General features: G+C 44.1%; 18 protein-coding genes and 1 tRNA gene. 6 read left to right on the top strand and 13 right to left on the bottom strand.

The genetic code is table 11. The annotated features are described in order from the left end of the window. The first annotated feature begins 29 nt into the window (after positions 1 to 29). From MHH46_RS10085 to MHH46_RS10075, 3 genes are read left to right on the top strand one after another with little or no spacing between them, the layout of a single operon-like run. A complete protein-coding gene (locus MHH46_RS10085; RefSeq protein ID WP_036679372.1) occupies positions 30 to 1,058 on the top strand; it encodes a GTP-binding protein in 1,029 nt (342 codons plus the stop codon). Beyond that, positions 1,055 to 2,044 (top strand): permease, encoded by a 990-nt coding sequence (locus MHH46_RS10080; protein WP_076191311.1) that lies wholly within the window; start codon positions 1,055 to 1,057, stop codon positions 2,042 to 2,044. Before MHH46_RS10085 ends, MHH46_RS10080 begins: the two co-directional genes overlap by 4 nt. Before the next feature lie 50 nt (positions 2,045 to 2,094). Continuing rightward, a complete protein-coding gene (locus tag MHH46_RS10075) occupies positions 2,095 to 2,970 on the top strand; it encodes a TIGR03943 family putative permease subunit (protein ID WP_076191309.1) in 876 nt (291 codons plus the stop codon). Here the strand turns inward: MHH46_RS10075 and MHH46_RS10070 are convergent. The 8 genes from MHH46_RS10070 to MHH46_RS10035 all read right to left on the bottom strand — a co-directional run bounded on the left by MHH46_RS10070 (position 2,963) and on the right by MHH46_RS10035 (position 11,212). Beyond that, positions 2,963 to 3,358 (bottom strand): NusG domain II-containing protein, encoded by a 396-nt coding sequence (locus MHH46_RS10070; RefSeq protein ID WP_036679457.1) that lies wholly within the window; start codon positions 3,356 to 3,358, stop codon positions 2,963 to 2,965. The two genes, MHH46_RS10075 and MHH46_RS10070, sit on opposite strands and share 8 nt — an antisense overlap. Before the next feature lie 86 nt (positions 3,359 to 3,444). Next, the gene (locus MHH46_RS10065; protein ID WP_076191307.1) at positions 3,445 to 6,549 is read right to left on the bottom strand and encodes a PAS domain-containing hybrid sensor histidine kinase/response regulator; all 3,105 of its coding nucleotides are present in this window, start codon (positions 6,547 to 6,549) and stop codon (positions 3,445 to 3,447) included. Between the two features lie 205 nt (positions 6,550 to 6,754). Then, positions 6,755 to 7,312, bottom strand: a complete 558-nt coding sequence (locus tag MHH46_RS10060; protein WP_076125063.1) for a DUF2812 domain-containing protein — start codon at positions 7,310 to 7,312, stop codon at positions 6,755 to 6,757. Next, the gene (locus MHH46_RS10055; protein WP_036679357.1) at positions 7,309 to 7,638 is read right to left on the bottom strand and encodes a PadR family transcriptional regulator; all 330 of its coding nucleotides are present in this window, start codon (positions 7,636 to 7,638) and stop codon (positions 7,309 to 7,311) included. Before MHH46_RS10055 ends, MHH46_RS10060 begins: the two co-directional genes overlap by 4 nt. 531 nt (positions 7,639 to 8,169) lie before the next feature. Next, a complete protein-coding gene (locus MHH46_RS10050) occupies positions 8,170 to 8,583 on the bottom strand; it encodes a MarR family transcriptional regulator (protein WP_312149251.1) in 414 nt (137 codons plus the stop codon). Positions 8,584 to 8,769: 186 nt separating this feature from the next. Further along, a complete protein-coding gene (lpdA, locus tag MHH46_RS10045) occupies positions 8,770 to 10,458 on the bottom strand; it encodes a dihydrolipoyl dehydrogenase (protein WP_076191305.1) in 1,689 nt (562 codons plus the stop codon). Between the two features lie 57 nt (positions 10,459 to 10,515). Then, positions 10,516 to 10,956 carry an OsmC family protein gene (locus tag MHH46_RS10040; RefSeq protein WP_076125055.1) on the bottom strand — a complete coding sequence of 147 codons (441 nt, stop codon included), beginning with the start codon at positions 10,954 to 10,956 and terminating at the stop codon, positions 10,516 to 10,518. Positions 10,957 to 11,128: 172 nt separating this feature from the next. Continuing rightward, positions 11,129 to 11,212: transfer RNA gene (locus MHH46_RS10035), tRNA-Leu, on the bottom strand. 237 nt (positions 11,213 to 11,449) lie between these two features. Here MHH46_RS10035 and MHH46_RS10030 point away from each other — a divergent pair. After that, positions 11,450 to 12,211 (top strand): methyltransferase domain-containing protein, encoded by a 762-nt coding sequence (locus MHH46_RS10030; protein ID WP_076184332.1) that lies wholly within the window; start codon positions 11,450 to 11,452, stop codon positions 12,209 to 12,211. A 92-nt stretch (positions 12,212 to 12,303) separates the two neighbouring features. Here the strand turns inward: MHH46_RS10030 and MHH46_RS10025 are convergent, their stop codons facing one another. After that, the gene (locus MHH46_RS10025; RefSeq protein ID WP_248549329.1) at positions 12,304 to 13,482 is read right to left on the bottom strand and encodes an MFS transporter; all 1,179 of its coding nucleotides are present in this window, start codon (positions 13,480 to 13,482) and stop codon (positions 12,304 to 12,306) included. Positions 13,483 to 13,768: 286 nt separating this feature from the next. On the opposite strand from MHH46_RS10025, the gene MHH46_RS10020 reads away from it, so the two are divergent. Beyond that, positions 13,769 to 15,484 (top strand): ABC transporter ATP-binding protein, encoded by a 1,716-nt coding sequence (locus MHH46_RS10020; protein ID WP_076125049.1) that lies wholly within the window; start codon positions 13,769 to 13,771, stop codon positions 15,482 to 15,484. Between the two features lie 337 nt (positions 15,485 to 15,821). Here MHH46_RS10020 and MHH46_RS10015 read toward each other — a convergent pair whose 3' ends face one another. Continuing rightward, entirely contained in the window at positions 15,822 to 18,137 is a 2,316-nt protein-coding gene (locus MHH46_RS10015) for an endo-1,4-beta-xylanase (protein ID WP_076191303.1), read from the bottom strand. A 190-nt stretch (positions 18,138 to 18,327) separates the two neighbouring features. On the opposite strand from MHH46_RS10015, the gene MHH46_RS10010 reads away from it, so the two are divergent. Beyond that, positions 18,328 to 18,714: a hypothetical protein gene (locus MHH46_RS10010; RefSeq protein ID WP_405132595.1), complete on the top strand. Its 387-nt coding sequence runs from the start codon at positions 18,328 to 18,330 to the stop codon at positions 18,712 to 18,714. A 66-nt stretch (positions 18,715 to 18,780) separates the two neighbouring features. Here MHH46_RS10010 and MHH46_RS10005 read toward each other — a convergent pair whose 3' ends face one another. The 3 genes from MHH46_RS10005 to MHH46_RS09995 all read right to left on the bottom strand — a co-directional run bounded on the left by MHH46_RS10005 (position 18,781) and on the right by MHH46_RS09995 (position 21,572). After that, positions 18,781 to 19,146, bottom strand: coding sequence for a hypothetical protein (locus tag MHH46_RS10005; protein WP_076191297.1), 366 nt, complete (start codon positions 19,144 to 19,146; stop codon positions 18,781 to 18,783). Positions 19,147 to 19,386: 240 nt separating this feature from the next. Beyond that, positions 19,387 to 20,832 carry a DEAD/DEAH box helicase gene (locus tag MHH46_RS10000; protein ID WP_076191295.1) on the bottom strand — a complete coding sequence of 482 codons (1,446 nt, stop codon included), beginning with the start codon at positions 20,830 to 20,832 and terminating at the stop codon, positions 19,387 to 19,389. A gap of 86 nt (positions 20,833 to 20,918) precedes the next feature. Continuing rightward, the gene (locus tag MHH46_RS09995) at positions 20,919 to 21,572 is read right to left on the bottom strand and encodes an HD domain-containing protein (protein WP_076125041.1); all 654 of its coding nucleotides are present in this window, start codon (positions 21,570 to 21,572) and stop codon (positions 20,919 to 20,921) included. Positions 21,573 to 21,790 lie beyond the last annotated feature (218 nt).

The following is a 21,790-nucleotide window of genomic DNA, read 5'->3' as shown; positions in this document are numbered from 1 at the left end:
TCCTAGAGAATCAGGCAGGAGTGGAGATCATGAAGATACCAGTAATTATTTTGAGCGGGTTTCTGGGGAGCGGGAAGACAACTCTGCTGTTGTCCCTGCTGAAAGAGAGCAAGGTAAGAGGGCTGAATCCAGGAGTAGTAATGAATGAACTGGGCAAACGAGATGTGGACGGGTATATTTTGCAGGAGCATACCGGTACAGCTGTAACTAAACTGCTGGACGGATGCGTATGTTGTAGCCGTAAAGAGGATTTGGCAGATAGCCTGATGGTGCTGCTGAGAGGACGTCCAGATGCCATTTATATGGAGTTGACCGGCGTCGCCGATCCTGAAGAAATCGCCAAAACGTTGCAGGAAACTCCTCTACAGGATCTGGTGGAGCTGCACTATACCATCACTCTGTTAGATGCGGAAAATGCTCTGGAATATAACAGCAGACTCTCCTCTGACAAACAGCTCGTTCGGACCCTGCGTAAGCAGCTTTCCACAGCTGATCTTATTGTCGTTAATAAAAGTGATCTCGTAGAACCGGAAACCTTATGGCGAATTGAAAAGGGAGTTCGTAAACAAAATACGGAGGCTGAAATTGTATACACCCATTACAGCGAAATCAACCTCTCTCCGATATTGTCAGGAATTATCCCACGTAAAATCATAGCTCCGGCTCCACAGCGAGCGCCTCAAACCTTCAAAGGAGCATCATTGAAACAAATGCATTCAGAGCATGGGGGAACCGCTGTAAAAGAGCTGCATGAGGAGCAGCATGCTTCTTTCTCGCAGGTAACAGCCATCACGTTAACCATTCCGCAGGTAAGGACAACTATGCCTTCTAAAGAACGCCTAGAGGCCTTCTTCCAAGAATGGGGTGACAACCTATTACGTGCCAAGGGGCATATTCTTTTGTCCGAACAGGAGCCGGTTCAGCTTGTTCAATATGCGGGGATGCGTACTACCTGGGAAGCCTCTCGTTATCCTGGTATGCCTTATGTAGTGTTCATCGGGATGAATATAGATGAAGAACAGCTGGCAGATCGGTGGTCCGCCTTATTCGAGTTTTGACTACCTTTTCACCATTAAAAATACTGCCGTTGCTCCTCCCGATCTCGTTCCTGATTATCATTGGTTTTGTATGGCTGCCGAATCATCTGGAACTGCTGGATAATGCGTACATCGACACCTTCAAAACCGCTTTTATCGGCATATTGCTGGAAGCCTTGCCGTTTGTATTAGCAGGAGCATTGTTATCTTCACTGCTTCGCGTCTTTATCCCGGATGAAATGATTTCCCGGTGGATTCCGCGGCGACCTCTTCCGGCCATTCTGTTCGCATGTCTGCTCGGAATTATTTTCCCGGTCTGCGAATGTGGAATGATCCCACTCGTCCGCCGGCTTATCCATAAAGGTATGCCTGTTTACGTGGCTATCGTCTTTATTTTGTCCGGACCGATCCTAAATCCTGTCGTCTATGGGGCAACCATGACAGCATTTCGCAGCCACTCGGAGCTGGCCTATGCCCGTATGGGTCTGGCGTTTGTTGTAGCCTGTCTCATAGGCTTGATAATCTACGCAACGGTCAAAAAATCTCCCATCCGCCTAAATGTTCAGCGTGAAACGGGGGAAGCTCATCAGAATAATTCTCGCGGGGGAAAAATAGCCGCTGTCTTCGTCCATACCTCAGATGAGTTTTTTGAGATGGGGAAATATTTAATGATCGGCTGCTTGTTAACCGCTGGTATTCAGACATTTATGGTTCAAGACAGTCTGGCCGCGATCGGAGCTAAGCCGCTGGGGTCATATTTCTTCATGATGGGACTGGCATTTGTGCTCTCGCTCTGCTCCACCTCAGATGCCTTTGTAGCTTCCACCTTCGTACATTCTTTTCCATCTGGGGCTCTGCTCGCTTTTATGGTATTCGGACCCATGCTGGATTTCAAAAATTCATTGATGTTGCTCTCACTGTTTAAGACCAAATTCGCTCTTTATTTGTTCTTTCTGATCTTCGCAAGCGTGTTTGTTGGGGCGGTATTCATGTCCTTGTGGCTGTAATTCATAGAGGTGGTAAGCTGTTGCTTACAACATGGGTAGGAGGATAGAGCATGAATGACTCTCGTAGCATCCGGTTTCACTATTTGTTAAGGGCGGTCATTCTGCTCGCTTTCGCCCTCTATATCGGGCATCTGGTACAGCAGGACGCTTTGCATTATTATGTAGCTCCTAAACTGGCACGCTGGGTTCAATTATGCCCAATCCCGCTGACACTTATGGCGCTCAGTCTGACCATACAGGCTTTATTTGGCAAAGGTAGTGTTCTCTGTGACTGTGAGCATCGGCTCCCACATTCTTTTTTCAAAAGTACAGCGCTATATGGATTATTCCTTTTTCCACTGCTGCTCGGATTTCTTCTTCCTGATCGCGCATTGGGAAGTATGGCTGCTGCTAAAAAAGGAATCTCCCTATCCTCCTTGCCCACTGAAGCTAAAAATTCCGCGAGATTCGAGTCCATTGATCCTTACCATGAAGAGCTTACTGAGCTGGCCAAGATCCTTTATGCACAACCTGTGGTCCCAGTTTATTCGGCGATTTTCTCCGAAACTTTAGGTGCGCTTGAGCTGTACAAACAACAATTTGCAGGCAAAGAAATTACTATTTCCGGCTTTTTATATCGTGATCAAGGTGAACATTCAGAGAATTCTTTTGCCATAGGTAGATTTCTGGTCCAATGCTGTACTGCCGATGCTACACCTTTTGGGATATTAGTGGATTCCGGCAAGCTAAAAAGCCTGCCTACCGATACCTGGATAGAGGTCCGGGGCAAGCTTCAAGTTGTTCCCTATAAAGGTCAAGAAATTATGCAAATTAGTGCAGAGTCTATTACACCTATCAAACAACCCGTAACACCTTACATCTACACCAGTCCTGACTCTATCACCGCATGGAAGGAGCTAGAAGGCTCAACTAAGATTACTAAATAATCGCATCTAGCTCATCCTCATCATTCTCAGACTTATTAGGATTAAATACTTCTACCATAATACGAGCTGGAATACAGATAATTTGCTGTTTGGGTCTTGAGATGAACCCCATTTCCAAAGCAATTCTTAAGGGAGCATCAGAATAGGTCATTTGGATTCCATAATCAAACACCTTTAGTGTATTGTGGCCGAATTTCGTTTGAATATCTATAATTTGTTCTTCTTTAGTCAAAGAAACGGTTTTGTACTCTTTACCGTCCACCGTAATTATAGCTTTCAAATCCCCTTGCTGATACTGCTCATTGCTGCTGTCCCACCACTTCATGCCATAAATCAAGCCCGCAGCTAACAAGGCTATCACAATAATTAAAATATCCCCGCGCTTCATTGTTAGCAAGATAAGAATCCTTTCATGACAAATAATATACGTAATGATTACGATTAATATCAATATATTAATCATAACCTTATTTGTCAATGATGCTCACCTAAACGAATTTGGGCAGACCACTCTCTTAACACCCGGTCGAGCTCTTTTATCGAGATGGGTTTAGAAATGAAATCCTGCATTCCAGCACTAAGACACATCATCTTATCTTCATCTCTGGCAAAAGCTGTAGCCGCAATGATGATTGGATTCAGCCCAAGCTTCTCACGTATGATTCCTGTTGCTTCTATTCCATCCATAATAGGCATCTGAATATCCATAAATACCAGATCATAATGATTGGAAAGCACAGCCCGAACTGCTTCCTCACCATTTAAGGCGATGTCAGGAACATATCCCCTCTTTTTCAGATACGCCTGCATAAGCTGCTGATTCACAGGATGATCTTCAGCAATAAGAATGGACATCGGTCCATATTCACCGGTAGTTAACTCTTTAACAGTGGATTTATCATTTCTGACCAAATCCGTTGAGGCGTTGACGGTCAATTTCTGATCCCATTCCTCTTTGGGTAGAGAAACCTCCACTGTAAAATAAAACTCCGAGCCTTCATTCTCACAGCTATTTACACCGATAGATCCGCCAAGAAGCTCGGCCAGCTTTTTACTAATGGCAAGGCCAAGTCCTGTTCCGCCATATTTACGATTGATCGACGGATGCAATTGCGAGAAGGATTGAAATAATAGACCTTGGCTGGAAACTGGAATCCCCAACCCAGTATCTTTTACGACAAATTTCACGATAAGATTTCCGGATGCCTCTGAGGCTTCTAGCATAACAGAGATACTGATTTCACCTGTCTCCGTAAATTTCACTGCGTTCCCAACCAGATTTACGAGAATTTGACGCAATCTCGCCCCATCAGTCATGATGACGGCTGGAAGCTCAGGAGATAACTCGCTAGTAAGTAAAAGCCCTTTTTCCTTAACCTTCGGATAAAACAGTTCACAAACGTTCTGTATCACTTCATGCAAATCCACCATTTGCAGTTCAAGCGTCATCATGCCTGCTTCAATTTTGCTGAAATCCAGCACTTCATTCAGAATATGAAGCAATGCCTCTCCGCTTTTGTTAATGATCTGTGTGTAGTAGCTTTGCTCTTCATCCAGCTCCGTCCCAGATAAAAGATCAGCCATCCCAATAATACCGTTCATAGGCGTACGCAGCTCATGGCTCATGATCGCTAGGAACTCCGATTTTGCCCGGTCGGCTTCCTCGGCAGACTCCTTCGCCCGCACAATCTCCTTCTCCTCCGTGATATCACGAAAGACGACAACCGCCCCAATCCGTTCATCACCATCAAACAGTGGGGTCATTCGATATCTGACTAAAAAGCTTGAACCATCCTGCCTCCAAAACACACCCTCCCTATCTTCAATAGTGAGATTATTGGAGCGCGAAGGAAGCAGCGTCTTCTGAATTCCTGTAAAAGACTCGTTATCCAGCCAGGTTTGGTGAATCGCATGAAATTTGCTGTTTCCCCACTCAGTAGGATCGAAACCCAACATAGTAATGGCTGCTGGATTAATGAACATCGTGTTGCCTTCAAGGTTCATCCCAAATATGCCCTCAGAGACCGAATTCAAGATCAGCGCATACTCGTTACTTAATTTCTGTATTTCTTCAAAATGACGCGTACGTTCCCCAATGTCGCGGGTTACACAGACAAGCTCTTGATTCCCGCAGGTCTCAGAGTAAATATACCGCAGTGTCGTTTCTGTCCAAATACAGGTTCCGTCTTTGCAAATAAACCGGAGAATAACAGGCTCAAGCTTCTTCCCCTCCATACAATTGCTGAGATATGAAGTTAATTTGATTCTGTCCTCCGGATGTATGTAATCAATCCCTCTAGTTCCGCACATTTCTTCTGGTGCATAGCCAAACATAGTCTGGCAGATGGGTGAGGCATACAGATAGGTAAAGCTCCCGTCCGCTGCATTACGTGAAATGAAGTCCATAGAATTTTCTGAGATCAGACGATAGTTCTGCTCACTTTCCCGCAGTTGTTCTTCCATTCGTTGACGTTCGGTGACATCCTGGGCTATCCCGCTGATCTGCAGCAGTCTTCCTTCTTCATCCGTAATCACTTCCCAGTGCGCATCCAGAAATTTCAGTTCTCCATCCGCACTATGAATACGGACCGTTACTTCGCCATTAGTCCCATTCTCCATGGATTGATGTACTAACCGTTCAAGTCTGATGAAATCGTCAGGATCAATGCAAGCAAAAACACGTCTGTAATCAAAATAAGAATGATTGCTCTCATCTTCCAAAAAGCCAAAAATATTACGCATCTCTCTGGAAACCGTCAGCCGTGATTTTGTCATGTCCCATTCCCAGGATCCCATCTTCGCAAGGTGTTGCGCTTTAGCCAGCATATCCTCGTATTTCTTGCGCTGAGTAATATCGCGACCAATGGTTAATATCTGTTTAACGTTCCCCTGCTCATCACGTACCACTTGGGAAGAACTCTCTATCCACAAATAATGTCCATCTTTATGACGGGCTCTACGAGTAAATACGTCCGTATCGGAATATATCTTACCTTGTTCAATCATCTCTAGAGCATCATCTACGTGATAATACTCGGGTCTTTTGGTACCTATCATTTCTTGTGCAGAATAACCTAATAGCAGCTCCACTGAGGGAGATACGTAGTGCAGTGTCCCGTCAGGATCGCCAAAAGAAATCATATCCGGTGTATTTTTCGTAATCAAATTATATAACTGCCCATCTTCATGAATCTTTTGTTCAGCAAGTTTTCGGTCAGTGATATCCGTTAACTCAGAAATCAGGACATAGGGTTCACTGGAATTCTCCTGATAGATTAAAAATATATGTTGGGCTACCCAGATGATTTCTCCATCCTTACGCAAGAACCGCCGTTCTTTCTCCAATGCAGTCCCAGGCTCAGCTAGCAAATCGTTCAGGATAACGGAATGATCGTTATTAGTTTTATCTTCCGGATACACAAGATCCAGATAATTTATATTCAAAAGATCTTCTTCTGCATAACCAAACATTTGGCATAGCGCAGGATTCGATTGTAATAACGTCCCGTCCTTCGGAGAGACTACCGCAATCCCGATAGAAGACCGTAAGTATAGCTGTTTAAAAAGAAAATCAGACACCTGTAAGCCTCCTCTTTTGAAAATGGGGGACTATATTAACAAACTTGTAATAATTTCAGTATACCTTTTTTTCGGTAAATAAGCTTGATAGTTGAGTCCTAAATGATAGACTGGTAACTTTCGCAGTAAAACTCCGCAAAAATAAACAGCAAGTCTCCCTCTGAAAAGGAAACTTGCCGTGTGTGCATGTTACAACTCTAAAGTCCTATTCTATTATCAAATTTTCCAGCTGAAGCTTCTTAATTTTCTTACGGATAGGTGCACCAATAATTAAAAAAACAAGACCTAACAAAATCAACATTCCGCCCATTATTACGTTTACCATGCTGAGATTCTGTGATGAAAAAGAATAATTTATTACACCAATCATCACATTAAATAGGCCTAAAATCAACTCTAGCCACATTACAGATTTCCATAACCTGTTGATTCGCTTATAGTGTTTTATTCTGGATTCCAGATCTGTGTAAATATCAAACGGACCTTCCACTGACTTCTTTCTAAGGTAAACCCAGCGCATGTAAGTACTCACACAATCTATACCGTTTTCCTCTAAAAACTTGAGATATTTGATGCTATCCGGATGATCCGGCAAGTTATCTAAAAGCTCAATTCTATACGTGTACTCATTATTGGGGGTCTCTGTAAACACATATTTGCACCAGGATAATTCTGATAGAGCCATCCCCTTCGCAGACATTTCATTAAGCCACTTTTCTTCCTTCTCATAATCCCAAATCAGTTTGCGAACCACATGTTTCATTTGGACTCACCTCCAGCTATTCTCTTACCATTGGCTATCAATTCTTCCAGACGGATGATCTCTCCCTGAATCACTGACTTTCCTAAGTCGGTAATTTCGTATTCTTTTCTACGGGAACCTTGCTCCCCTTCCACTGCTTTTATCCAGCCTTTTTCCAGTAAAGTGTTAAGTGCTCCGTATAAAGTGCCCGCGCCCAGATCAACCCGACCGTTACTTAAGTCCTTCACATTCTGCATAATTGCGTATCCGTGCATTGCTGTATATAGAGACAATAAGATATAAAATACAGCTTCAGTTAATGCGCCTCTTTCTGTGCTTTCAGGCATCATTTCATCCCCATTCTATTACTGTTGTCGATATATCGGCTTCCGTAATACCATTATTACGGAAGCCGATATAATTGTCAATACAAAAACACCCATTTTTTCATCGCAGCGATTATGAGCGCAACAAAAAAAACGCCTAGCACTTAGCTAGGACGGATTTGTTGGGGGGCTACTCAGCAGCTAGATACTCCCACCGTGGCACCTATTCCTTCCTCATTATGAAGTATCGGACTGAGATGCCGCTATTTCCGAAAAATAGCGTGTTTCAGCTTACGTTCGGACTCAGATGCAGCTATTCGTCTCCAAACACTCGCTTTTCACACGATTCCTTAGCAATAAGCGCTATGCAGTCCGAAACCTCTGTAAAATGTGCCAAAAATCAATAATAGCGGCCATACGGTCCGTTAGCAGACATTGTTCGTACAGATTCTAAAACTACAAAAGTCTATACAAAAAAATAGGCCAGATAAGATATGTAAAAAAGGAACATACCCAACCTGACCTATTCTTTATTTTGTTCTGCATAGTTTTTTATGGTCTCTCTTTTGAGGCATTTTTAACCATGACACCTAGTACATTTTTAAACGTTTGAAGATCCTGTTCGGAAATATTGGTGATCGTATCATCTTTAAACTTTTCGGCAACCGGCAGTAAATCGAGATAGATCTGTACTCCCTTATCTGACAATTCCAACTGCTTGACTCGCTTATCCGCATGGGTGCCAGAGCGATGCAAGAAACCCTCAGATTCTAATTTTTGAAGCAGCCTGACTACGCTGGGCTCTTTTATAGACATTTTATCTGCTAGTTCTCTCTGGGTAATGGATTCACTGGTATAGATGTAATACATCGCAATCCATTGGCTCCGGGTCATATTATACGGCCGAAATTCCTTTTCCAAGGCTTCCGCGAATATTTTTGCACTACGGTTTGCAATAAAGGCCATACAGTCATCTAAATTAAACACTGTTTACACCAACCAATCCCAACTGTTTTATCTTAAAATAATCAACTCTTTTCTAATTTATTATAGCAAAATATATTAAGGAAGCTGAACATACTTTTCAAGTGATCACATAGTTCATTTATTTAGGCTGCAGCAGGATCCATCTCCCGAGATACTTAGAACAACTTATCCTTGATGCAACGCCCCAATTCCTAAACCGAATGCAGCTTCATGAATTACTTCCCCAGTAGTTGGATGGGCAAAGATTGTCTGTGTAATCTGTTGTTCCGTAAGCCCATTGGCAATCGCAAGTGTAAGACTACTAATCAGAGAAGACGCATCGGGACCAATGATAGACCCTCCCACAATCTGTCCGGAGCCATTATCTTTGATTAATTTGATAAAACCTTCCGGTTCATTCATTGTCAATGCTTTTCCGTTACTTGCAAAAGATACCTTACTCACACGATAGTCCAGCCCATTCTCCTTACATTCATCTTCCAACAGCCCGACGCTGGCAATCTCTGGAGAGGTGAAAATTACATTCGGTACCGCGGAATAATGCATATCTTGGGATTCACCGAGTAAGGTGTTTACAGCCGTAATGCCCTGATGTGAAGCAACATGAGCAAGCTGAATAATGTTAGTTACATCGCCAATCGCATACACATTTTCTACATTCGTACGCATTTGTTTATCAACGGCAATACCTTTACCACGTTCATTTAGTTGAATACCTGCTTTTTCGATATCCAGACCCTCTAGGTTAGGCTCGCGTCCAATAGCGACCAATACTTTTTCACTAACTAGCAGATGCTCACCCTCACTATTCTCATAGGTTACAATCGCCTGACCATCATCCGCACGTTGGATTTTGGAAACTTTGGAGTTGGTGTGAATATGAATCCCAGCCTGCTGAGCTAAACACATAATTTCTACCGAAATATCACTGTCCAGCATCGTTAGCAGACGGTCCATAAATTCTACAACATGAACTTCAACTCCTAGGTTACGGTAAATGAAGGCGAATTCCATGCCGATAACCCCACCACCGATGATAGTTATTACCTTTGGTAACTCTTCGCAGGCGAGCGCTTCAGTACTGTTCATTACAAATGGCAGATCAATTCCTGGGATATTCACCTTGGAAATCCTCGAGCCTGTTGCCACAATGATATTTTTTGCTGAAATATGGTAACTATTTTCGCCGGTTACCTTCACTTCATGCGCCGATAGGAACGAAGCGTGGCCGCGAACAACCTGAACACCGTTTTTTTCCATTAAATAACCAACGCCGGAGACCAATTTCTCTTTGACTTCATTTTTACGACGAATAACCTGCTTCATATCCACTTGAAGATCAGATCCTGTTGTTATACCAAACAAAGAGGAGTTTTTTATTTCATGACAGATTTCAGATGATTTGACTAAAGATTTTGTAGGGATACAGCCAACATTTAAGCAGGTACCTCCTAATTCTTCTTTCTCAATCATCGCTACCTGAAGTCCTTTTTTTGCTGCATAAATAGCGGCAACGTAACCTCCTGGTCCTGCTCCAATGATAAGCAAGTCAGGGTTTATAGCATGAGTTTGTTGCACGGCGACTGCAGGTTGTGGGACAGATGATTGGACCGGAGCCTCCACCTGGATCGGATTTACTTCAAATAAGACTTGATTTGAGGCAATCTCGCTCCCCTCTTCAAATAATATATTGATAATAATACCCTCTTCTGCCGCTTCAATCGATCTGTTGCCTTTTCCAGTTTCAATCTGTACCAAGGTATCTCCTGCAGATATCTTGTCTCCGATATTTACATTTATCTTGCCTGCTTTCCCCTTTTTGCCACCTGGAATCATAGACATTTTTATTTCCATCGTTATGCTCCTCATATCCTTGAGGGAACTCATAAAGAGCCCCCTCAAGCGAATGTATTAGTGAATGACTACGCCTGCTTTTACCAGCTTCACACCGTTAGCAAGACAATCTCCAACAGGACATGTCTTCTCGATAAAGTCTGCAAAAGCATCTGCCTTTTCTTGGCTTTCGTTGGTTTTAAAATGCATAACAAAACGAATTTCTTGGAAACCATTTCTCACATCTGCAAGACCCATGAAACCATCCGGATCTAAGTCTCCTTCAAGTTCAACATAAAATTCTTCGAAGCTAAAATCGTTAGCGTCTGCAAAGGCACTAGCGACAATGGACTGACATGCACCAAAGGCACACAATAACGCCTCGACGGGATTCAAACCAACATCGGTCCCCCCCAAATCCTCTGGTTCGTCCATAATAATCTTAAAACCTCTAGAATTGGTTTCAACTTGCATTCCATTAGGCAGTTTTTTAGCTGTCGCTTTAAAAGTAGTTAACATATTTATTACCTCCTCCTTAAGATTGTGAAAATAATAACATAGTAATCGATGAATATCAATACTTAGCTAAGTAAGTATTTTTTCGAAGAAGAACTCGAACCTGATTCAATAAAAAAACAGGTTTCCAATCTACCTGAATAGGTAAATCAGAAACCTGTTTTTGTTGATAGGATGCGGTCAAGAGGACTCGAACCTCCACGATATTGCTACCACTGGCACCTGAAGCCAGCGCGTCTGCCAATTCCGCCATGACCGCATATTATGTAACTGGCGACCAAAACCGCCTGTACATAATACTATACTCCCTCTGCATTTAAAACGCAAGGTTTTTGTGTTATTGAAATAGGCTTCATATAGACTCATAGGTATAACCAATCAATATTATTCAGTTTATATATTTCTATTATAAAGCCTCCTATGGTACAACATAGATAAAGTAAGGCGCTATGACGGAGATGTCGGAATAATCGATCAATAGAAAGGATGAATACTTATGAACCAACAGTGGAATACCCAAACCTATGATACTGATATGGCCTTTGTGTCTCAGTTTGGAGAATCATTGATTGAGCTGCTTCACCCACAGCCAGGCGAACAGATTATCGATTGGGGCTGTGGAACCGGGGATTTGGCGGCAGCCATTGCTGCTAAGGGCGCCACTGTGACAGGTATTGATGCCTCTGCCGAAATGATTCAGACAGCCCGTGACAAGCATCCCCATCTAAGCTTTGTCTTAGCTGATGGGCAAACTTATGTCGCGGAACAGCCAGTCGATGCTGTGTTCAGCAACGCTGCCCTTCACTGGCTAACAGACGCAAACGGAGCGGCGGCGTCCATTGTTGCCAGCCTGCGGGTAGGCGGCCGTTTCGTGGCCGAGTTCGGTGGACTGGGCAATATTGCTTCCATCGTCGCTGGCCTTCCACAAGCTTTTGCAGCCATTGGCTGTAGTCATAAGCTGCATTTGCCCTGGTACTTCCCAAGCGTTGGCGAGTATGCAACTCTACTAGAGAAGCACGGACTGACCGTGGACCTCGCCCTTTGTTTTGACCGGCCAACACCACTGGAAGGCTTGGAGCAAGGATTTCAGCGGTGGCTGAATACTTTTGCCGATGGAATCTTAAGTGTGCTCACACCGACCGAACGCGCAGAAGTTCTCTCTTCTATGGAACAGAAATTGAAATCCAAGCTATATCAGGACGGCCGCTGGGTAATGGATTATCGCAGAATCCGGATTGTTGCTTACAAACGAAGCTAGAATAGATAAGAAATACTTCTCATGTTCAATAGCCAAAAAAAGAGTGCACTGGCGCTTAATACGCGCTAGTACACTCTTTTTTACACGGGATCCTATTTTCTGTCTCCAACATACCGATCACTGCCAGCGCCAAGCCCGACAACCATCAACAGTACACTTGCACCCAGCAGTAAAATCAATGGCACCGTCCAGCTGTTCGTTACATCATGCAGCCAGCCGAATAATGCCGGTCCCATTGCTGCCAGTACATAACCCACAGATTGGGCCATTCCTGACAGCTCCGCCGCTTCTTGCGTGCTTCTTGTTCTTAGACTGAAGAACATCATCGCAAGACCGAAGGCAAATCCTCCGGCAATACCAAAGCATACCGCCCAGACAGCCATTAAAGCGCCGCTGCCTTGCCAGATGCCACCTAATGCGATGAAATAAAGAACAGCAGTGATTATAACTAGAATACGTTGGTTCTTCATCCGGCCTGCCCACAGCGGTACGAAGAAAGTAAAGGGTAGCTGTGCCAATTGCATGAGCGAGAGAAACCAACCCGCATTACTCGACGACATTCCCCGTTCACCGAGGAGAACCGAAAACCAGGCAATAAAGACGTAATAAAGCAGTGACTGTAAGCCCATAAAGATCGTGACTTTCCAAGCAAGAGATGAACGCCACATATTTTTGCTTGAGGCTGCACTCTTAGAGCCGGTTCCTTGATTAAGCTTACGCATTTGCGGAATCCAGAACACTGTTGCTAGAGCTGCGATCATAAACCAGATGGCCAAGGTCCCTCTCCAACCGAATCCAGCATTCGTTGCCAGCGGTACACTAATTCCTGAGGCAATAGCTGCGCATAAATTCATAGAAACCGTGTAGATACCTGTCATTAGCCCGATTTTGTGAGGAAACTTCCCTTTAATAAGACCTGGAAGTAGTACATTACACACGGCAATGGATAATCCAAGTATAGCAGTACCTGTGAACAACAGACCTGCTCCAGATCCCGAGCGAATTAGAATTCCCATAGCCAGCATGACCATGGCAACTAATAACACATTAGCTAAACCAAAACGGCGGGCCAGCTTTGGAGCAAACGGGGACAAGATGGCAAAAGCCAATAATGGTAAAGTAGTAATAGCTCCTGCTAGAGTATTGGATAAGCCGAGGTCATCCTGAATCAATTGTATTAATGGACCCACAGAAGTAAATGGAGCCCGCAGCGCTGCAGCGATAAAAATAATTCCCAGCACAAGCAGCCAGCGATCATATTTGCTGTCCATTAAGCTATTATTCTGAATGTGTCCTTCGCTTTGTGAAGCTTTCATCGTGTATCCTCCTAAATTACAAACAAATAACCCCGCCAAGCACAGAGCTTGTCAAGGATTTGAAATATTTTAAACACTATGAACCATCATCTACTATTCTATTAGAAGTTACAACCCTTAAGTAATTTTATACCCGAATTATTGACAAAACCGCTGACCATCTTTAGTATCCATATCATCGGGTAGTTGAGAATCAATTTCATTTGAACTCATATTTAAACCACAGAAAAGAGTGAACAGAATGCTTCGAAGGTTTTTTTCCTACTATCGTCCGTATAGAAAATTATTTATATTGGATTTCTCCTGCGCTGTTTTTGCGGGACTGCTAGAACTGGCTTTTCCGGTAGCCGTCAATAAATTTATTGATGATTTGCTTCCTGGTCAAGATTGGCCGCTTATTCTTATCGCTTGTGTTGCGCTGCTGGCGATCTACGCCTTAAATACGGTGATGCAGTATATTGTCACCTACTGGGGTCATATGCTGGGCATAAATATCGAAACTGATATGCGCAAAAAAATGTTTGACCATATTCAGAAACTCTCGTTCCGATTCTTTGATAATAATAAAACAGGCCATCTAATCGGAAGAATCACCAATGACTTAAATGATATCGGCGAAGTGGCGCATCACGGTCCTGAGGATGTATTTATTGCAATCATGACCCTTGTCGGAGCCTTTCTCCTAATGGCTGATATTAATCTGAAGCTGGCGATTATTACTTTTATTATCGTTCCAATTATGGCTTGGGTAATCATCTACTTCGGCCGCAATATGACTTCAACTTATCGCCAGCTATTTGGAAATGTAGGCAGTTTCAATGCCCGTATCGAAGATAATGTCGGCGGGATTCGGGTCGTGCAATCTTTTGCCAATGAGCAGCATGAACAAGAGCTATTCGCAGTAGATAATCAAATGTTCCGCAAAACAAAACTTATGGCTTATAAAATCATGGCTAGAAGCTTGTCCGTCAGCTATATGATGACCCGCCTCATTACCATCCTGGTGATGATCTGCGGCGCATGGTTCTTTATCAATGGCGAGCTGCAAATCGGTGAATTTGTGGCGTTTATCTTGTTGTCTAATATCTTCTTCCGCCCTATCGAGAAAATCAATGCCGTGATCGAAAGTTATCCTAAAGGAATTGCCGGCTTCAGACGTTATCTGGAGATCATTGACACGGAACCTGACATCAGTGACAAACCGGATGCCGTGGAGATCAACGCTTTGCGCGGTGATATTACATTCCAGGATGTATCTTTTGGATACGAAGAGAATCGTCCGGTTCTGCAAAATATAAGCCTTAACGTAAAGGCTGGCGAAACCATTGCCTTTGTTGGGCCGTCCGGCGCAGGCAAAACAACAATCTGCAGCCTGCTTCCGCGCTTCTATGATGTCACAGCCGGGGCCATCACGATTGATGGCATCGATATCCGTGACATGAAGCTGGAATCGCTGCGCAAACAAATCGGGATCGTGCAGCAGGATGTTTTCCTGTTCTCCGGGACAATTCGCGAGAATATCGCCTATGGGAAACTGGATGCAAAGCTGCCTGAAATCTGGGAAGCTGCGCGACGTGCTCATCTGGAGGAGCTCATTCAGAATCTGCCAGATGGAATGGAGACAGTCATCGGGGAGCGCGGTGTGAAGCTGTCCGGTGGACAAAAGCAGCGCCTGGCTATCGCTCGCATGTTCCTCAAGAATCCGCCGATTCTGATTCTGGATGAAGCTACTTCCGCGCTGGACACAGAGACCGAAGCCGCGATTCAGCAATCCCTGGCTGATCTGTCCGTAGGCAGAACCACACTCGTCATCGCTCACCGTTTGACGACGATCAAAAATGCCGACCGGATTATGGTCGTGAATGAAGAAGGAATCGCTGAACAAGGCAGACATGAAGAATTAGTCCATGCTGGTGGAATTTACAGCCGTCTGCATCAGGCACAATATAACTTTTAAAAAGTAATTTGCCACAGCTGGGCAAAAATGAAGCAAGCCTAGTCACCATGTTTTTGGCGACTAGGCTTGCTTTTTCACGTAACTCCTCTGTTTGCAGCAAACGTGATGCTTGATTAAGGAATTCCTCCCTGATTTTCTTTGGTTTATTGCTCTAACCCCTGCAATCAGGGAAAACCTCCCGCAATTCACCCCAATTTACTCATAATAGTGGAATTCAGGCGATATTTAGGGAGGATTTCCCTGAAAAGCTAAGTAACCAGCAAAAATAGCTATTTTCAGGGAGGTTTTCCCTAAAAATTAAAAACGGCACAATTAAAGCTCAGTTCTCCTACTTTCGCTATTGCGGCTCTGTTCCCCATACCAGCACCCCGTTCCGATAAAGGGTCACCTTGTTCCAATCCGCATAAGCGGTCTGAAGTGAATTAAACGAATAATCATTGGCCTCGTTAAAATTGCTCCAATCTGTCTTGTGTATCCGGGTCTGAATATCCCCGGAAGTTCCTCCAGCGGCAAGCATGCCCGCACCTGCGTTGAATTTCACTTCCAAATAGTAATCTGCTCCCGTTCGGGGCGTGTCCAGCTTTACAAAGCTGCCTGCTACCTTGCTGTTGCCGATCTGGGCATAATCACAGAAAAAGGATTGCGGCTTGTCTCCATCGATCGTATACCAGTAACGGATGCTCAGCTCGCTAAGATCGACTGCAGTTGTGCCGTTATTTTTAATATTAAAATAGGGCTTCATCTGGTTGTCATTTGGGTTAGTATCCGCTGTCCGATACGCCACTGCAAGCCCGGTGACCGGTTCGACAGGCCCCGAGCCTTGCGGTGTAGCCATCGCTTGTACAGAATTGCTGCTCGTACCCGCACTATTGACAGCATTCACAACATAATAATAAGTCGTTCCGTTGCTGACCGCCGCATCGCTATAGCTCGTCCCGGTAGCCGTAGTCAGAGTGGTATAAGGGCCACCACTCGTAAGTGACCGTTTCACCGTATAGGAAGTTGCGCCCGCCGAGGTGCTCCAGCTAAGATTCACGAGCCCATTGCCTGCAGCTGCATTCAAGTTAGCAGGAGCTGCTGGAACTACGGGAGCTGCCACTGTCTCCAATACGGACCAGTAGGCCGGCTTAGATTGAAGGCGCTCATCAAATAATAAAGGCCAATTGTTACGGGCTACCGGATAAGTGCGCAGCCAAGTATTACTGTCATCCTTCCCCCAGAGAGTGACATTCGTGACCGTATCCGTGTGCCGCAGGAAGATCTCAAATAATGATTTGTATAAAGCCGCTTGGCGCTGCTTCAAATTATCAGGGAAGGTCTCATAGGCTTGAGAATTATCAGAATACACACTAATATCCAGCTCAGTAATATGAGTTTCCAGCCCTAAAGCCTTGAACTTGATAATCGAATTTTCGATTTCAGAGAGCGAAGGATAATACAAACTAATGTGCGTTTGATGCCCTACTCCGTCAATAGGAACCCCTTTAGCCTGAAGTCGTACAATCAGATTGTATAGCGCTTGGCTTTTGGCTGGCTCATGGGTATTGTAGTCATTGATGAACAGTTTTGCGTTAGGATCAGCTTCATGAGCGAACTGGAACGCCTTCTCAATATACTCTTCACCCGCGATCTGGTACCACAGGCTGCGGCGCATGCCATCAGATTGCGAAGTGTCAATCACTTCGTTGACGACATCCCAAGCATAGATTTCACCTTTATAACGTTCCATAACAGTCTTAATATGACTCTTCATCCGCTCATATAACACCGTTTTGGAGACCAAATTACCGCTGGCGTCACGGAACACCCAATCCGGTGTCTGCGAATGCCAGACTAGGGTATGTCCACGTACCTGCTGTCCATTTGCGGTGGCAAAAGCTACTGCCGTGTCAGCTTCAGCGAAATTAAACACACCTTCCTGCGGCTCCGTGCTGTCCCATTTCAGAACATTTCCTGGCGTCACACTATCAAAATGCTTGGCCAACAATTGCCGATCCGGAGCTGTCAGAAGCTCACTATTCGTAAACGCCGAGCCGATCAGAAATTTGTTTGCAAACACATCCTTCAGCGAAGGAATCGCATCCTCGATGACAATTGGACCGAGATCCGGTAGCTTTTCCAATCGAAAATCATCCAAATAAAAAGAAGTTGTCGCGCTAGCCGGCACTTCAAAATAAATAGAAAGCTGATCTGCCGGCTCCAATAGCTTGTACTGCGCCTGAAGCTTCACCCAACCGTTCGCTGTCACTGCTCCAAAGGTCAAATTGTCATAATGAATGGTAGAAGGTAATGTCCGCTGCAGTGACATATAGATATTCGCGTTGGATGATCCGGCAGGCAGCTTCACCCATCCAATAAACACATAAGTTTGTCCCACTTCCAGCTGGCTAGTCACATCCAGTGAAGGTCCATGCCACGTTTTTGTTCGGCCGCTTACCTCCAGGCCATATGTGCCGCTGCGTGCCGCATCTGTTTTGGCTGTAAGCACCTCAACTTCCCCACGTCCACTCCAACCCTGAACAGTGCCATCTTCAAAATCGCTTTGCTGAATAAGCGTGTTCTCCGCATGTGCGGGTGCAGCCCAATACGCAGGTACAAGCAAACATAAAACCAAAACAAAATTAAGCGCTTTCAAAAAAGTTCCTTTTTTCATCGCTTCGATTCTCCCTTCTGAGTTAGGTTCGAACCTTATGGCTTCGTTTCTTCCTGTCCCCGATACCGCTCGGGCCACACCACCTTCCTCATAAAAAAATCAGAGCCTATCCTCAGGAGGAACCAAGCTAGGCAGGTCATCCGTGAAGTATGGGCTCTATATCGCCATAATATCACATTTGTTTCCATTTATGGAACTAAAATTAATTATTTTCGCTCTTATCTTACTTAAGCTGAACGGATCTGCGTTATCAGATCCGTTTAGCGCCGAAAAAACCCAAGAGACGACACCATTATGGTGTTGTCTCTTGGGTTACATAACATGCTGGCTGAATGTACGGGATTTTTCCCGTACAATTCGGTATTTCCAGCTGGATCAGCGCATTGTACGGGAGTTCTACGTACATTTCGGCGTTTCCAGCAGGATCAGCGCATTGTACGGGAGTTCTACCGTTCATTTCGCCACTTCCAGCTGGATCAGCGCATTATACGGGATTTATACCGTTCATTTGGACGTTTCCAGCAGGATCAGCACATTGTACGGGAGTTCTACCGTTTATTTCGCCACTTCCAGCTGAATCGACCAATTGTACGGGATTTTTACCGTTCATTTCGGCATTCCTAGTATGTACAAGAACATTATGCTAGTCAGCTATTGATTTTTCTTTCGTTACTATCATGATCAGTAGTAAAAAAATCAAAACTAGTTGAATACCTAAATATATTATAGAAAAAAAATAGATAAGACTTATCTGATCAAAGTCAGGCTTAATATCAAAAAAACTTAAATCAACAACCCCTGAACCTCTAGACTCTTTTCCTTGTAATTCTTTTAAATAAAATAGAATTCTCGTGCTAGGAACAATACTAATAACTAACCAAGAAATGTTGTACCTAAGCTTTTCCGTCTTTAAAGCTATCTTGCAAGACACATTCAGAAGAATTATTGGTGCTGCATACATTATAAACATTTTTTTTACTACTTCTACTTCCAACTTCCCCGTTTTCATTCCCAAATGGTGACTTGTAGGAGTACTTTCATCCTTGTGCTTCTAGATTCACCTTTCAATCTATCACCTCTCACAAGTTATATTCTAGTTTCTATAATTTTACAATGAAAAAATGGAGATACTGAGATACAACAACAAATAAAAAGAGAGCCGTGTTGTGAACACGACTCCCTCTTCATATAAACCGCATCAGTAGCGGCATATTTGCAAGGAGCTTAGCAATAAGCTGTCATCCTTGATTTATTTTTTCGCAATATGAACCTTCAGCTGCTTGCCCTTCACGGTGGTCTCTCTCATCGTTTGCAGTACCATTGCGCCTTTACCGTTCAAAATATCCACGTAGGTCACATTGTCCTGAATCGAGATAATCCCGATATCTTCGGCGGAAATACCTTCAAGTTTTGCTATTGTGCCGACAAAATCGACGGCTCTTAGCTTCTTTTTCTTGCCGCCGTTGAAGTATAGCTTCATAATCTCTTTGTTTAAGCTTTCGCTTTTGTCCTTCTTGCGGACAGGTTGCTTATTGATCTTCTGCTCGAACGCATCCTTTGCGTAGGCCACTGCGTCGTCCGAAGGAGCTTTCATATGCGGAATGCTGAAGCCAATATAGCTTTCGATTTCAGTTACCCACTTCTGCTCATTCGGAGTGACAAAAGTGATCGCTTTACCTGTCTTGCCTGCACGCGCGGTTCTGCCTGTACGATGCACGTAGCTTTCTTTTTCCAGTGGAATATCGTAATTAATCACATGGGTGATATTCTCGATATCAATCCCTCTAGCCGCCACATCGGTAGCGATTAAATAGCGGAATTGCCCTCTTTTAAAAGCATTCATGACCTCAAAGCGCTCATCCTGCTCCATACCCCCGTGGATCTTATCACAAGGATATTCCAGATCCGCCAGTCCTCTGAATACAGCATTCACCTGCTCCTGCGTACGGCAAAAAACAATACAGCTATCCGGATTCTCCACCGTTATGATATCGCTTAGCAAAGAGAATTTGGCAGCTTGTCTCACTTCAATCAACGCATGTTCAATCGTAGCCGTCGTAATTCCACTTGCCTGAATCTCGATATCCGTTGGATCGCTCATATATTTTAGGCACAAATTCTTAATGACTTCGGGTAAGGTAGCTGAGAATAACATCGTTACTCGCTCTTTGGGCAGCTGCTTAATGATCTTCTCGATCTGCTCAATAAAGCCCATGCTCAGCATTTCGTCAGCTTCATCGATGATCAAATATTTGATTCGATTTAGCGGAAGTGTGCCTCTTTCAATATGGTCAAATACGCGTCCAGGCGTACCTACGACAACATGTGTTTTTTGCGTAAGCTCTATCTTTTGGGGGGCAAAGGGCTGCTTGCCGAAAAGAGCAACTGCTTTAATCCGTTTAAAACGTCCGATGTTCGTAATATCCTCTTTCACCTGCATCGCAAGCTCCCGAGTTGGCGTAAGAATCAAAGCCTGCGGCTTATTCTCCACCCAATCCACCAGATCGCAAAGCGGAATACCATAAGCTCCCGTCTTGCCACTGCCTGTTTGCGATTTCACAATCAGATCCTTTTGCTGCAAAGCTACAGGAATTACCTTGCTCTGTACCTCCGTAGGTGTCATAAATTTCAGAACATCCAGTGCTTTAATTATCTCTTCGTCTAACTCATAATCTCTAAATTGCAATTCACTCATCGTTCAACCTCTTCTATGCCGATTGTTCTGGTTAAAGCGGAAACTCCGCGATCCTTCCATCTTGTGCATACTTATCATTATAACAGTTATTGGCGTCCTTGATTCCATTCCTTATAGAACTGGTCCAGAAAATTCAACATGAAATCATGCCGTTCTTCCGCTAACTTGCGTCCATAAGCCGTATTCATTAAGAATTTTAGTTTCAACAGCTTCTCATAAAAATGATTCACAGCCGTCCCTTTGCTATAATCCCTGTATTCCTTCTGCAGCGACTCCTCGCGTGGAGAAACTTCCGGATCATAAGCCGGACGTCCCTTTGCGCCTGAGAAAATAAAGGTTCTGGCAATGCCAATCGCGCCAAGTGCATCTAGTCGATCTGCATCCTGCACCACTTGACCTTCCAGAGTCTGCATAGGTTCTCCTCCACCACCACTAAAAGACATCGTTTCAACGATCAGCATGATATGACGAATTTGCTCCTCCTCTGTAAGGTTTGCCGTAAGCCAAGTGTGGACTTTAAGCAGACCTGCTTCTTTTGACGGATTAAGCTTCTCGTCTGCAACATCATGCAGCAAGGCTGCCATCGTACAGATAAAAATATCCGCACGCTCGATCTCAGCAATTTCACATGCCGTGCTGCGGACCCGATGGGTGTGCCACCAGTCATGCCCCGTAGTATCTTGTCCTAGTTGTTCTTTCACAAATTCTTCCGCCCGGGCTATTATTAAAGGTTGATTCATCGTCAACAAACTCCCCTCACCTATGAAATATCGAAGCCCTATTATAGCTGATTGCCTGTCCATTCGCCTACTAAAAATCTTCGTTATAACAAATTCTTACTTGCACGACTCCAAATGATCCGCTATAATCGGCAGTAATCAAAATGTCGAAGGGAATTGATTCTGATGAACACCATAACAATCATGCTGAATCAACTTCATTATTATCACAAACAGCG

It is taken from the genome of Paenibacillus sp. FSL H8-0175 (assembly GCF_045040615.1).
GTDB lineage: Bacteria > Bacillota > Bacilli > Paenibacillales > Paenibacillaceae > Paenibacillus_AQ > Paenibacillus_AQ odorifer.
This window is presented reverse-complemented; position numbering and strand designations above follow the sequence as displayed.

What these genes read in the sequence shown, in the direction of transcription:
- MHH46_RS10075 (WP_076191309.1), top strand. Translation starts at nt 2,095, where the DNA reads ATGAATGACTCTCGTAGCATCCGGTTTCACTATTTGTTAAGGGCGGTC.
- MHH46_RS10000 (WP_076191295.1), bottom strand. Translation starts at nt 20,832, where the DNA reads ATGAGTGAATTGCAATTTAGAGATTATGAGTTAGACGAAGAGATAATT.
- MHH46_RS10010 (WP_405132595.1), top strand. Translation starts at nt 18,328, where the DNA reads ATGGAACTAAAATTAATTATTTTCGCTCTTATCTTACTTAAGCTGAAC.
- MHH46_RS10040 (WP_076125055.1), bottom strand. Translation starts at nt 10,956, where the DNA reads ATGTTAACTACTTTTAAAGCGACAGCTAAAAAACTGCCTAATGGAATG.
- MHH46_RS10005 (WP_076191297.1), bottom strand. Translation starts at nt 19,146, where the DNA reads ATGAAAACGGGGAAGTTGGAAGTAGAAGTAGTAAAAAAAATGTTTATA.
- lpdA (WP_076191305.1), bottom strand. Translation starts at nt 10,458, where the DNA reads ATGGAAATAAAAATGTCTATGATTCCAGGTGGCAAAAAGGGGAAAGCA.
- MHH46_RS10025 (WP_248549329.1), bottom strand. Translation starts at nt 13,482, where the DNA reads ATGGACAGCAAATATGATCGCTGGCTGCTTGTGCTGGGAATTATTTTT.
- MHH46_RS09995 (WP_076125041.1), bottom strand. Translation starts at nt 21,572, where the DNA reads ATGAATCAACCTTTAATAATAGCCCGGGCGGAAGAATTTGTGAAAGAA.
- MHH46_RS10020 (WP_076125049.1), top strand. Translation starts at nt 13,769, where the DNA reads ATGCTTCGAAGGTTTTTTTCCTACTATCGTCCGTATAGAAAATTATTT.
- MHH46_RS10030 (WP_076184332.1), top strand. Translation starts at nt 11,450, where the DNA reads ATGAACCAACAGTGGAATACCCAAACCTATGATACTGATATGGCCTTT.
- MHH46_RS10055 (WP_036679357.1), bottom strand. Translation starts at nt 7,638, where the DNA reads ATGCCTGAAAGCACAGAAAGAGGCGCATTAACTGAAGCTGTATTTTAT.
- MHH46_RS10070 (WP_036679457.1), bottom strand. Translation starts at nt 3,358, where the DNA reads ATGAAGCGCGGGGATATTTTAATTATTGTGATAGCCTTGTTAGCTGCG.
- MHH46_RS10015 (WP_076191303.1), bottom strand. Translation starts at nt 18,137, where the DNA reads ATGAAAAAAGGAACTTTTTTGAAAGCGCTTAATTTTGTTTTGGTTTTA.
- MHH46_RS10085 (WP_036679372.1), top strand. Translation starts at nt 30, where the DNA reads ATGAAGATACCAGTAATTATTTTGAGCGGGTTTCTGGGGAGCGGGAAG.
- MHH46_RS10060 (WP_076125063.1), bottom strand. Translation starts at nt 7,312, where the DNA reads ATGAAACATGTGGTTCGCAAACTGATTTGGGATTATGAGAAGGAAGAA.
- MHH46_RS10050 (WP_312149251.1), bottom strand. Translation starts at nt 8,583, where the DNA reads ATGGCCTTTATTGCAAACCGTAGTGCAAAAATATTCGCGGAAGCCTTG.